Annotated in this window: 9 protein-coding genes and 1 pseudogene; 4 read left to right on the top strand and 6 right to left on the bottom strand. The window is 60.1% G+C overall.

The window, feature by feature from the left end:
* The first annotated feature begins 153 nt into the window (after window positions 1-153).
* Window positions 154-606 carry a RidA family protein gene (locus EOA32_RS11410; protein WP_128371791.1) on the top strand — a complete coding sequence of 151 codons (453 nt, stop codon included), beginning with the start codon at window positions 154-156 and terminating at the stop codon, window positions 604-606.
* On the opposite strand, the gene EOA32_RS11405 is transcribed toward EOA32_RS11410, so the two are convergent.
* Window positions 599-2,251, bottom strand: a complete 1,653-nt coding sequence (locus EOA32_RS11405; RefSeq protein ID WP_128371790.1) for a choline dehydrogenase — start codon at window positions 2,249-2,251, stop codon at window positions 599-601. The two genes, EOA32_RS11410 and EOA32_RS11405, sit on opposite strands and share 8 nt — an antisense overlap.
* 13 nt (window positions 2,252-2,264) lie before the next feature.
* Complete coding sequence (locus EOA32_RS11400; RefSeq protein ID WP_128371789.1) at window positions 2,265-3,761, bottom strand: aldehyde dehydrogenase family protein; 1,497 nt, start codon at window positions 3,759-3,761, stop codon at window positions 2,265-2,267.
* Between the two features lie 320 nt (window positions 3,762-4,081).
* On the opposite strand from EOA32_RS11400, the gene EOA32_RS11395 reads away from it, so the two are divergent.
* Genes EOA32_RS11395 through EOA32_RS11385 form a run of 3 tightly spaced genes read left to right on the top strand, consistent with a single transcriptional unit; the run spans window position 4,082 to window position 8,580 of the window.
* Entirely contained in the window at window positions 4,082-6,214 is a 2,133-nt protein-coding gene (locus EOA32_RS11395) for a hydantoinase/oxoprolinase family protein (RefSeq protein ID WP_128371788.1), read from the top strand.
* Window positions 6,198-7,841 (top strand): hydantoinase B/oxoprolinase family protein, encoded by a 1,644-nt coding sequence (locus EOA32_RS11390; protein ID WP_128371806.1) that lies wholly within the window; start codon window positions 6,198-6,200, stop codon window positions 7,839-7,841. The genes EOA32_RS11395 and EOA32_RS11390 overlap by 17 nt, the downstream gene beginning before the upstream one ends.
* Window positions 7,842-7,854: 13 nt before the next feature.
* Window positions 7,855-8,580: a ribonuclease activity regulator RraA gene (locus EOA32_RS11385; RefSeq protein ID WP_128314664.1), complete on the top strand. Its 726-nt coding sequence runs from the start codon at window positions 7,855-7,857 to the stop codon at window positions 8,578-8,580.
* Between the two features lie 122 nt (window positions 8,581-8,702).
* Here EOA32_RS11385 and EOA32_RS11380 read toward each other — a convergent pair whose 3' ends face one another.
* The 4 genes and pseudogenes from EOA32_RS11380 to EOA32_RS38545 form a co-directional block, all read right to left on the bottom strand.
* Window positions 8,703-9,413, bottom strand: a complete 711-nt coding sequence (locus tag EOA32_RS11380) for a cytochrome b561 domain-containing protein (protein WP_128371787.1) — start codon at window positions 9,411-9,413, stop codon at window positions 8,703-8,705.
* 97 nt (window positions 9,414-9,510) lie between these two features.
* Window positions 9,511-10,395, bottom strand: a complete 885-nt coding sequence (locus EOA32_RS11375; protein WP_128371786.1) for a carbohydrate ABC transporter permease — start codon at window positions 10,393-10,395, stop codon at window positions 9,511-9,513.
* A complete protein-coding gene (locus EOA32_RS11370; RefSeq protein ID WP_245499246.1) occupies window positions 10,385-11,230 on the bottom strand; it encodes a sugar ABC transporter permease in 846 nt (281 codons plus the stop codon). The genes EOA32_RS11375 and EOA32_RS11370 overlap by 11 nt, the downstream gene beginning before the upstream one ends.
* Window positions 11,231-11,410: 180 nt before the next feature.
* Window positions 11,411-11,795 (bottom strand): annotated as a pseudogene (locus EOA32_RS38545) (sugar ABC transporter substrate-binding protein); the annotation flags it as partial.

Raw genomic sequence — 11,795 nt, 5'->3', positions numbered from 1 at the left:
GTAATCTGGCAGCAAATTTGTTTTACAGCAAGCCATTTTTGTGACACATGTCCGACATTTCGGGGAAACGTCCGGCAACTCGCTCTGTTTGCATATGCAGCGGTGCTCGCAAGCCGGACGCACCGCGGCGTCCCATTGGGAGGAACGACAACAATGACAGGTGCCTTTACCTACAACGGATACGAGATTCCGGCCTACCAACCGCCCGCGTATGGCTACACTTCGGTTCTGGTGCACGAGCGCCAGGCCTGGGTCAGCGGCAATGTGCCCAAGACCGGCAATGAGGATCTCCACCCGGGCAAGGTCGGATCGGACGTCACGCTCGAACAGGCAAAGGACGCGGCTGACCTTGCGATGCGCAACGCGCTTGCCTCTCTCGCGCATGCCGTCGGCGGTCTGGACAATGTCGTCCAGATCCTGAAGATCACAGTATTCGTCGCGTCGGCGCCGGGATTCAATCTCCAACCCCGCGTGGCCGACGCTGCAACCCTCTTGTTGCGTGAGGTGCTTGGCGAACGGGGCAATCACGCGCGCTCTGCCGTTGGCGTTGCCGAACTGCCGCGCAACTCCAGCGTCGAAATCGAGCTTGTCGCCGCCGTCAGGTAGCCGTGCGGCCCGGATATTTTTGCTGCATCTGTCCAGCGAGCGTGCGCTGCCGCGGCAACTTGCGCCCTTTCACTGCATCGGCGCCACGCTCGCCAATCATGATTGATGGCGCATTGGTGTTGCCTGAGACCAGCGTCGGCATGATTGAGGCATCGATGACCCGTAGTCCTTCGATGCCGCGAACCTTGAGGTCGGTGTCCACAACGGCCATTTCGTCGGAACCCATCTTGCAGGTCCCTGCAGGATGAAAGTCGGTCTTGCTCCATTCTCGAACATAGGCACGCAAATCCTCCTCGCTCGTTCGTTGCGCGCCGGGCAAGTGTTCGGCCTTGTAGATCTTGGCGAAAGCGGGCTGTGACAGGATTTCACGAGCAATCTTGAACCCGTTGACGGTATGCGCCCAATCGCGCTGATGCGTCATGTATTTCGGATCAATGATCGGTTCGTCTGCCGGATCGGCGGACGCCAGCATCACCTCTCCGCGGCTTTCGGGTCGAAGATAGGCGGTGTTGAGGGTCATTCCGTGGCCCTTGACCTGCACGCGGCCATGATCGATGACGTAGGCGGGCAGGAAGTGCATCTGGATGTCTGGCCAATCGGCGTTCCCTTCAGTCGATACGAAGCCTCCGCCCTCGCAGACATTTGACGTGAGCGGGCCAGTACCGAAGGCCAGGAATTGCAGGGTGTGCCAAGCCGCCATAGGGCCCTTGTCGTGGCCGTTATAAGATACCGGCTCCTTGAGGCTGGCACAGCAATAGACGTCCAGATGATCCTGCAAATTCTTGCCGACGCCTGGCAGATCATGAACCGCCCTCACGCCAGCGCGCTTGAGTTCGGCGGCTGGTCCGACGCCTGAAAGAAGCAGGATTTTCGGAGAATTGATTGCGCCCGCGCACAGGATGACCTCGGACCTGGCCTCGATCCGGCTTGTCTGCCCCTTCATTGCGACCTCGATGCCTCTCGCGCGGCCGTTCTCCACGAACACCCGAAGCACTCGGGCCTCGGTTTGCACGGTCAGGTTCTTGCGATTCGCATTGGGGTAGATAAAGGCCTGCGCAGCACTGGAGCGGCGTGCCGCGCGCTGAGTGACCTGATAATAACCGACCCCATGTTGTTGAGCGCCGTTGAAATCGGTGTTGTATGGGTAGCCAGCCTGTTGCGCAGCGCGGATATAGACCCGCGTCAGGTCGATCGGCGAACGCTGGTCGGATACGCCAAGCGGCCCACCCTGACCGTGGTAGTCGTCAAGATATCGCTCATTGTCCTCGGATTTGCGGAAATAGGGCAACAGATCATCATAGCCCCACCCCTCGTTGCCCAAGTCGCGCCACTGATCGTAGTCGCGACGGTTTCCTCGGATGTAGACCATCGAGTTGACCGAGGAGCCGCCCCCCAAAACCTTGCCCTGCGGGAAAAGCATGCGCCTGTTGTTGAGAGCCGTCTGCGGAACCGTTTCCCACTCGTAGCGAAACGTCGGTCCTTGCAGTTTGGCGTAGCCAGCTGGCCAGCGAACCAGAGGACCGTCGTTCTTCTTGCCGAACTCGACAAGAAGCACGCGTGAGCCGGCGTCCTCGCTCAGGCGTGAAGCCACGACGCAGCCGGCCGAGCCGCCGCCAACAACGATAAAGTCATATTCCTTGTCCATCCTCACCCTCCCCTCAGATGGCTTTGCCGATCCAGCGTGGCTGATATCCGCCGCTGCGCAATTGGACAGTTTTGATGTCCATGAACTCTTCGCATCCGACGCGGCCGACCTCGCGCCCGATCCCGCTCGCGCCGAGGCCGCCAAACGGTAGTTCAGCGGGTCCGTCGAGATAGGTGTTGACCCAAACGGTTCCAGCCTCCAGCTCCCGTATCGCCCTCAGCGCCGCGGCTGTGTCGCCCGTCCATATGCCTGCCGACAAACCGTAGTCGGTGCCATTGGCGATGGCGAACGCCTCGTCCAGCGTCTCGAAAGTCTGGATGGTGCAGACTGGACCGAATATTTCCTCCTGGGCAATCCGCATGCCGGGTACGACCTCGGTGAAAACGGTCGGGTCGATGTAGCGCCCCCCTGCCTCCTCCCGATACGTGCCGCCAAGGGAAAGGGTCGCGCCTTCGGCTTTGCCGATCTCGATGTAGCCTAGAATCTTCCGATATTGCGCTTCGCTGATGATCGGACCCACGAGCACGTCGTCTCGCAGCGTGTCGCCGACGGGAATGGACCGCGCAGCCTCGATGAACTTGCGCGTGAAATCCCTGGCGATGCCGTTCTGAAGCAGGATACGACCGCCTTGATTGCACGATTGGCCGGCGTTGAGAAAGGCTCCATGCAAGGTTGCGTCGAGCGCGGCCCCCAGATCGGCATCGTTCATGACGATGTGGGCGTTCTTGCCGCCTAGCTCGAGTGAAACCTTCTTCAGCATCCGAGCGCCGATTTCCATGGCGTGTTTGCCCACCGCCGTCGATCCGGTGAAGGAGATCATCCGAGCCAGCGGGTGCTTAAGCAAAGCCTCCCCGGTCAGCCTGCCGCTGCCGGTCACGATGTTGCACACCCCATCGGGCAGGCCCGCCTGCTTGAGGATAGGACCCAAGAGCAGTGTCGTGGCGGAAGTCAGTTCCGATGGCTTCGCGACAGCCGCACAGCCGGCTGCAAGGGCGAACGGCAGCTTCTGACTGATGATCAAGAACGGAAAATTCCAGGGCGTCACGATGCCGGCCACGCCTACTGGCGCGCGCAGTGTCAAGGCCAAATAGTCCTTACCCAGGCCGCCAAAACTGTCGCCTGTAAGAGAGCGGGCCTGCGTGGCGGCAAATTCCCACAGCATGGCCGACCGCTCGATCTCGAGCCTCGCCTGCTTGTGTGGCTTGCCGCTTTCGGCCATCTCGAACCAGGCCAGTTCATCGACGTTTTCGCGAATTAGAGTGGCGGTTCGCAGCAACACGTTGGAGCGTTGCTCCCCACTCGACAGGCGCCATCCGGCCTCGAAGGCAGCGTGAGCACGCACGCAAGCCTGATCGACCAAGCCCTCCCCCGCCTCATGCAACAGCGAAACCGGCGTGCCATTGGCCGGGTTGACCGACACACTCTGCCCGCCTTGGCTGAACGACCACGCGCCGTCAATCCAGTTTCCAAATTGTCTGACCGCTTTCGGCGGAGTAAAACCAGAAGTCATTCCAGATCCCTGCATTCCAGTCCGCGCCCGCCCTGACCGAAGGTGTCGAAGCGCGCCTACACTCTGCGCAAAGCGGGCAACAAAATTACATATTTGTCAACAGCCTTCGCTGGTCACATATTCTAAAAATCAGCTGAACTGTAAATGATTGACCGCGCATTTCACGGGCTCGCAATTGCTGCAGCGGCAGCAAAATCGCTATGCGCTGGCCCGACAGGTCACGGCCAGAGAGGCTGTGCGTCAGTCTGCACGCAAGATTGATTGACAACTAATCGGAAAAATTACAAATATGAAAACTGCCTGCCGATAATGGAGTGGTGATGGTTTCCCGCGTCAACAGAGCGTCTGCCGACATCGGCGGCACTTTCACCGATATCGTCATCGAGATCGGCGGCGTCCGCGCCTCGACCAAAATCTTGACGACCCATCAAGCGCCCGAACGCGCCGTTATCGACGGCGTGCAGGGCCTGCTGGAAACGCAGGGGCTTGGATTCGGTGACCTTGACGTCTTCCTCCACGGCACGACATTGGCGACGAACGCAATCATCGAACGCCGTGGTGCCAAGACAGCACTGATCACCACGCAAGGCTTCCGCGACACCATCGAAATTGGCTCGGAAAGCCGGCATGACCAGTACGACATCTTCATCAAGAAGCCACAGCCGTTGGTCGGGCGCGGCTTGCGCTTCACCATTCCAGAGCGGGTCGCCTCCGATGGAAGCGTCCTGCTCGAGCTCGATGACACCCATGTCGCCGCACTTGCGCGTTCGTTGAAGGAGCAAGGCGTTCAATCGATCGCCGTCTCGTTAATCCATGCCTATGCGAATCCCTCGCATGAACTGCGCGTGCGGGAAATCCTGTCGGCTATGCTGCCCGGCGTCTATTTTTGTATCTCGTCCGAGACGTGCCCCGAAATTCGTGAGTACGAGCGCACCTCGACCACAGTTGCCAATGCCTATATCCGTCCAATCATGGCCGGTTATCTTGGCCGGCTCAAAGCTGAGTTGGCGCAAAAGGGGCTCAACGCGCCGATCCTGCTTATGACCTCGGGCGGCGGGCTCACGACCGTCGACCAGGCCGCCGATTACCCGATCCGCTTGGTCGAATCCGGCCCGGCCGGTGGGGCAATCCTTGCAGCCAAGATCGCAAAGGAATGCGACCTTGACGCCATCGTCTCATTCGACATGGGGGGGACGACCGCCAAGATCTGTCTGATCGACCATGGCCAGCCACTGAAATCGCGCAGCTTCGAGGTGGATCGGACCGAGCGGTTCCTCAAGGGTTCGGGCCTGCCGGTCCGGATACCCGTGATCGAAATGGTTGAGATCGGCGCGGGGGGCGGCTCGATCGCCCAGGTCGACAGCATGGGGCGCCTCACGGTTGGTCCTGAGAGTGCCTCTTCGGAGCCGGGGCCAGCTTGTTACGGAATCGGCGGCCGTCGGCCGACTGTCACCGACGGTGATTTCGTCTTGGGACGGATCGACACCCGAAAATTCGCGGACGGCCGCATGGTCTTGCGGCGCGACCTGGCAGAGCAAGCGCTATCAAGCGAGGTAGGGAATAAGTTGCGGTTGACGCCTGTCCAGGCCGCCGCCGCGGTCACCGCAATCGTCGAGGAGAACATGTCAAACGCCAGCCGGGTCCATGCCGCCGAGCACGGCAAGGACCTGCGGCGCCGCGCAATGATCGCCTTTGGCGGCGCCGCACCGATGCACGCAGCGCAACTGGCAAGAAAATTGTCCTTGGTCAATGTGGTCGTGCCCAAGGGAGCCGGCGTGGGATCTGCCATCGGCTTTCTGGAGGCGCCTTTGGCCTACGAGGTCGTGCGGAGCCGCCATAGCCGGCTGGACCGCGTCAACAATGCCGCCACTGCCGACCTCATCGCACAGATGAAGCAGGAAGCAAGCGCCGTGGTTGCTCCGGCAGCGGGGGGCCAACCCGTCAAGGCGCACGTCTCAGCGTTCCTGCGCTATGTCGGGCAGGGCCACGAGCTTGAGGTCGATCTGCCATTCGCGGCAGATGGTGGGATCGACGGCGCGGCTTTCAAGGAGGCATTCGATCGGCGATACAAAGAGGTCTTCGGTCGCTTCCTGCCCAATCACGAGATTGAGGTTCTCACATGGGCGGTAACCGCATCTGCCGAACAACCTGTGCTCGCCGCAGATGACCTCTCAAGTGGCTGCTGTCGGAAGATCGAACCGTCGGGCGAGACCCCCTTCACGGAAATCGATGGCAGCACCGTCCACGCTCCTGTCTATGAGCGCTCCGAGCTTGGCCCGGGCATCGTCCTTACTGGCCCGCTCGTCATTACCGAACGGGAGACCAACACAGTCGTTCCGAGGGACTTTTGTGTCGAATGCAATACATTCGGCCATCTGGTCCTGACCAATCTTGCCGCACAAGCGGCCCGACAGTCCGATCGCAAGGGAGCGACAAATGACCGTCAGCCCTGAAATCCAGCAGATCGGCGAGATCGAGTTCCAGATCATGTGGAGCCGCCTTATTGCCGTCGTCGAGGAACAGGCCCAGGCGTTGCGACGCACGGCGTTCAGCCCGATCGTCCGCGAATCGGGCGATCTTTCTGCCGGCTACTTCCACCCCGACGGCCGCATGATCGCGCAGGCGGTTACAGGCACGCCCGGACATGTCAATACGATGGCCGCCTCGGTGCTGCACTTCCTGAGCCGCTATCCCACAGGCACGATGCGCGAGGGTGACGTCTATGTCACAAACGACCCTTGGATGGGGACGGGCCATCTGCATGACTTCGTCGCGGTGACGCCCGCCTTCCATAGAGGCCATCTGGTTGGGCTTTTTGCATCGACTTGTCATTTCATGGACGTCGGAGGCATCGGCTTCGGCCCGGACGGCCGCGATGTCTTCGAGGAGGGTTTTTACGTCCCCCCGCTTGCGATGATCACCGCGGGCGAGATCGATCAGACCCTGATAACCCTCGCGCGCTCGAATTCGCGTTACCCGGCTGAACTCGAAGGCGATCTGATGTCCCTCGCCGCCTGCAATCAGATCGGAGTGAGCCGGCTGGCGGACATGCTGGAGGAGTTTCATCTTACCGATTTGACTGCGCTCTGCGACCAGATTGTCAGGCGCTCACGCGACGCAGCCCTGAAGGCGATCGCCGCAATTCCGAAAGGCACTGCCGAGGCCGAGATGGTGATCGACGGTTATGACCGGCCGGTCACCTTGAAGGCAACGACCCGGATTGCCGAAGACCACATCACAGTGGATTTTACTGGCACATCGGGACTTTCAGCGCGCGGCATTAACGTGCCGATCAGCTATGCCCAGGCCTATTCGACCTATGCCGTCGCCTGCGCGCTCTTCCCTGAGGTGCCGAACAATTCGGGCTCGCTTTCCGTCGTGACCGTCACGGCTCCCGAAGCGACGATCGTCAACGCCCAGCGCCCTGCGCCGGTATCGTCGCGACACGTCACCGGCCAGATGCTTCCCGACGTGGTCTATGGCTGTCTTGCGCAATTGGTTCCCGCGCACGTTTTGGCCGAGGGTGCGTCAGCTCTGTGGAATCTTATCCTTGAAGACGCGCATGACGCGTGCCTCACCCAAGGCATCGCAGGGACGCGACGCTTCTCGGCGCTGTCGGTTCAGACCGGCGGCACCGGAGCCCGCTCGCGGCTTGATGGGCTAAATGCGACGGCCTTCCCGTCGGGGGTTTCTGGTGTTCCTGTCGAGATCCTCGAGACCCTGACCCCACTCATTTTCTGGCGCAAGGAATTGCGTGCCGGTTCGGGCGGAGCTGGCAAATTTCGTGGCGGTCTCGGTCAAAGCATCGAGATCGGTCATCGCGAAGACCATCCGTTCTACATCTACGCAGCCCTCGACCGCATCGATAACCCCGCACGCGGCCGCTTCGGCGGCGAAGACGGTGCTCCAGGGAAAGTCGCGCTGAAGTCTGGCAGGTCCCTCAAGGGCAAAGGCAAGCAGCTGGTACCCGCGGGCGACAGGCTTGTCGTCGAAACGCCCGGTGGGGGCGGCTATGGCCCCGCCGCCGAGCGCGATGCCGGCAGCGTCGCCGCCGATCGCCAAAACGGTCTAACCCAGTGAACCCGAGGAAAGCATGAGCGAACATAACTTATCTGACGAAACGCGAGCGAAGCTGAAGAAGATATCCACAGCGTCGATCGCCACGGCGCTCTACAAGCGAGGGCTCCGCAACCAGTTCATTCAGGGCGTCGTTCCAGTTGCGCCCAAACAGGACAACATGGTCGGCCCGGCATTCACACTGCGCTACATTCCCGCGCGCGAAGATCGCAATCCGATCACCGTTTTTCGGAATCCGGAACATCCGCAGCGCGTGGCGATGGAGACTTGCCCACCCGGCCATGTCCTCGTGATGGACGCGCGCAAGGACGCCAGGGCTGCGACCGCGGGTTCTATTTTGATCACGAGGCTGGCGTTGCGCGGCGCGGCGGGCGTGGTCTCGGATGGCGGCTTCCGCGATGCTGAAGGCATAGGCGCGCTGGACATGCCCGCCTACTACGCCAGGCCGTCCGCGCCAACCAACCTGACACATCATGAAGCACTGGACATCAACGTGCCCATTTCGTGCGGGGATGCGCCGATCTTCCCTGGCGATATCCTCGTCGGGGACAAGGACGGCGTGATGGTGGTCCCGGCTCACCTCGCCGACGAGATTGCAGAGGAATGCACCGGGATGGAAAGCTTCGAGGATTTCGTCCTGGAGGAGGTCCGTGGTGGCGCGTCGATCATCGGGCTCTACCCCTGCACCAAACCGGAAAACCAAGAAAAATATGACGTCTGGCGCAAGAAGGCAGGACGCTAGACCTAAGGCGGCCTCTTCCTCCCGAGGCCGGCTTGGCGGGCTGCGATCCTCCCTCCGCAGCCCGCCGCCTTTCTGACTGTGGCGACAGCCAACGGCCGATGCTCCCACAGCGGTCCCTGGTCTTAGTCACCATTCATCTGATCGATCCGAAGCTTGTTGAACGGGTGACGAGCTCCGGTGCCGAAATTCGAGAGATATGTGTCGTGGTGGAATCCCCTGGCCTCTAGGACGATCATAGTCACCACCCATATGGTAAGGGCGAGGCCGAGGCCGATAGCTAGACTCGAGATCCAGTACTGAGACAGGCCGGTCACGACCGCGCCCAGCGCCAGGGCCACGGTGAAGTACCCGACAATCTTATGGTAGGCCTCGAACCATCGGCGTTGCGGGCTCATGTCATAATGGTCGCCCCGACCGACGGTGGCGTTCGTGGCGCTCTGGGTGAATGCATCGGGGCCGCCATGGGTCCCGCGAAGGCGCGCGCTCACAAGCTGGAGAATGCCGAGGACTACGGTTGCAATGCCAAATACTGCGTGGATCGTGGCACTCAAGCCTCCGTTCACCAGCAAGGCGATCGACCCTCCGCAAAGGCTACTGAAGGCAAGCAAGGAAAGTCCCAGGCGATGAACGGTAAACCAATAGAGCTTGCGACCAAGTCTAGGGCTTCCCTTCGGTATGCCTTCGCGAGAGGGCGGCGGTTTGCCGTACCGGGTGAGGAGAACAATGCCGGGCACCAGAACGATCCAGATCGTGAACATCAGCCAGGCGTGATATTCCCAATGCGCCTCGAGTGCGAAGCCAAATGGCAATTGCAAAGTGGTAGGAGCGTCCATGTGTTGGTCATCCGTCTGGCGCGCAGATCTATTGAGCCGCCTGGGCGCCGTTACTGACGCGCCAGGAGCCAGGAACCCAAAAACTTGCCGGGTCTCCCTATCCCTTCACGGAACCGGCCATTAGGCCGCGAAGGAAGTACTTCCCAGCGAGAACGTAGATGGCAATCGTCGGCAGCGCGGTCAGCACGACTGCCGCCATGTCGACGTTGTAGCGTTTCACACCGGTGGTCGTGTTGACAATATTGTTCAGAGCTACGGTGACCGGAACGTTGTCGCCGGATGTAAATGTCGTGCCAAAAAGGAAGTCATTCCAGATATTGGTGAACTGCCAGATTACCGCAACGACGATACAAGGGATTGAAATGGGCAGGATGACCCTAAAGAAGGTTTGATAAAAACCCGCGCCATCTACCTTTGCGGCCTTGACCAATTCCGAAGGCAAAGAGACGAAATAATTCCTGAAGAAAAGCGTTGTGAAAGGGATCCCATATACCACGTGAACCAATATGAGACCGGGCATAGTGTTCGCCAGGCCAACCGCGCCGAGCGAACGAGCCATTGGAATGAGGATGATCTGAAATGGGATGAATACGCCAAAAAGGAGCAAGGCGAATATAACGTTGGACCCGCGAAACCTCCAATGCGTGAGCGCAAAACCGTTTATGGCTCCGATAGCGGTTGACAACCCGACAGCGGGGACGATCAGGATCATTGAATTGAGAAAGAAGCCCTTCAAACCTGAACATTGAAGGCCAATGCAGGCGGCGGACCAGGCTTCCTGCCAGGCCTCCAGGGTCGGCGCCTTCGGCAGCGAAAGCAAGGAGCCGTTGCGTATCTCGTCGATGTTCTTGAGAGACGTAAATACCACGACAACGAGCGGCAGCAGATAGACAGCCGCGATGAACATCAGGCAGCAATAGATGAATACGCGCCTGAGATGATAGCGCCCTCCCCTTTCGAGAACGATGCTGTCATGCGTCATCGCGTTGTTTCCTCACGTCGGAATAAAGGTATGGTGCCACGACCGCGGTAACTGTCATGAAAATCATCATTGCGCTGGCGGCGCCCACTGCCATCTGGTCTCGACCAAATGTCTGCATGTACATGAACGTCGCAGGAAGATGTGTGCTGTTTCCAGGGCCGCCGGCGGTCAGCGCCACCACCAAGTCGAAGCTTTTCACTGCCTGCTGCGTCAGGATGACGAACACAGTCAAGAAGGCTGGCCCGAGTTGCGGGATGATGATGCGCCGGTAGATTTGAAAGCTGCCGGCCCCATCAAGCCTCGCGGCCTTGGTGATATCCTCGTCAATTCCTCGGAGCGCCGCCAGGAACAGCGCCATAACGAATCCGGATGACTGCCAGACCCCTGCAATGACGAGCGTGTAGATTGCAAACCGAGGGTCCACCAACCAGTCGAACCGGAAGCTGTCCCAGCCCCATAGCCGCACCATTCGCTCAATGCCGAGGCCCGGATTGAGGATCCACTTCCAGGCGGTTCCTGTCACGATGAACGACAGCGCCATCGGGTAGAGATATATCGTTCGGAAGAGGCCCTCGGCGCGGATCTTCTGATCGACCAGGATCGCCAGCGCCATTCCGATGATCGACGCGATCGCGATAAACAGGATCGCGAAAATGAAAATATTGTCGACCGCGATCCGCCATATCGGATTGCTCCAGAGGCGCCAGTATTGGTCGAAGCCGACAAATTCATAGGATGGCAGCATCTTGGATGCTGTGAACGATACCACCCCCGTCCACACCATGAAGCCGTAGACCGCCAGAAGGATGATAGCGACCGATGGAGCCAACGCCAGTTGAGATGCGTTGCGGGCAAGCCAGAGCTTGGCGCCGGAGCCCTCACGCCATTGCCCGCGCTTCGCGGTTTGCTGGACCGGGAAAGTCGTTGACACCAGGAATCCTTTCGTCTCGCGAAGGCCGACGATCGCAGCTTGGTTGAGGCGGCCGCGATCGTCGCCTGACCTCGATCTGGTCCGCTACTGCGCGGATTTAAGGCCGGTTACGAGTTGGTCGATGGCCTGTTGCGAGGTCACGCTGGGCGTCTCGAAGAAAGTTGAGACGACGTCGGTGAAGACGCCCGTTTTCGTTGCGCCGGCCGCGGCATTGTGTGCGAGCGACGGCAGCGATTTCTGGCTCTTTTGGGCTTCGGCCCGATCCGCAAAGGCGGCCTTGCCGCAGAAATCGAACTTGTCCATGGAAACGTCGATCCGCGAAGGGATCGAGCCCTTCTTGATGTTGAAGGCCTCCTGGAAATGTTTGTCCAGTATCGCCGACGCCATGGCGAGCTGGCCGGCCTGTTTGTCCTTGTCCTTGGTCTTGAAGAAGCCGAAATTGTCGGTCAGCCAGACGTAACTTCCCTTG

The organism is Mesorhizobium sp. M1A.F.Ca.ET.072.01.1.1, from assembly GCF_004023325.1.
GTDB lineage: Bacteria > Pseudomonadota > Alphaproteobacteria > Rhizobiales > Rhizobiaceae > Mesorhizobium.
This window is presented reverse-complemented; position numbering and strand designations above follow the sequence as displayed.

Excerpts from the sequence above, each read along its gene's own strand:
- EOA32_RS11385 (WP_128314664.1), top strand. The coding sequence starts at position 7,855 with ATGAGCGAACATAACTTATCTGACGAAACGCGAGCGAAGCTGAAGAAG.
- EOA32_RS11405 (WP_128371790.1), bottom strand. The coding sequence starts at position 2,251 with ATGGACAAGGAATATGACTTTATCGTTGTTGGCGGCGGCTCGGCCGGC.
- EOA32_RS11410 (WP_128371791.1), top strand. The coding sequence starts at position 154 with ATGACAGGTGCCTTTACCTACAACGGATACGAGATTCCGGCCTACCAA.
- EOA32_RS11390 (WP_128371806.1), top strand. The coding sequence starts at position 6,198 with ATGACCGTCAGCCCTGAAATCCAGCAGATCGGCGAGATCGAGTTCCAG.
- EOA32_RS11395 (WP_128371788.1), top strand. The coding sequence starts at position 4,082 with ATGGTTTCCCGCGTCAACAGAGCGTCTGCCGACATCGGCGGCACTTTC.
- EOA32_RS11380 (WP_128371787.1), bottom strand. The coding sequence starts at position 9,413 with ATGGACGCTCCTACCACTTTGCAATTGCCATTTGGCTTCGCACTCGAG.
- EOA32_RS11375 (WP_128371786.1), bottom strand. The coding sequence starts at position 10,395 with ATGACGCATGACAGCATCGTTCTCGAAAGGGGAGGGCGCTATCATCTC.
- EOA32_RS11400 (WP_128371789.1), bottom strand. The coding sequence starts at position 3,761 with ATGACTTCTGGTTTTACTCCGCCGAAAGCGGTCAGACAATTTGGAAAC.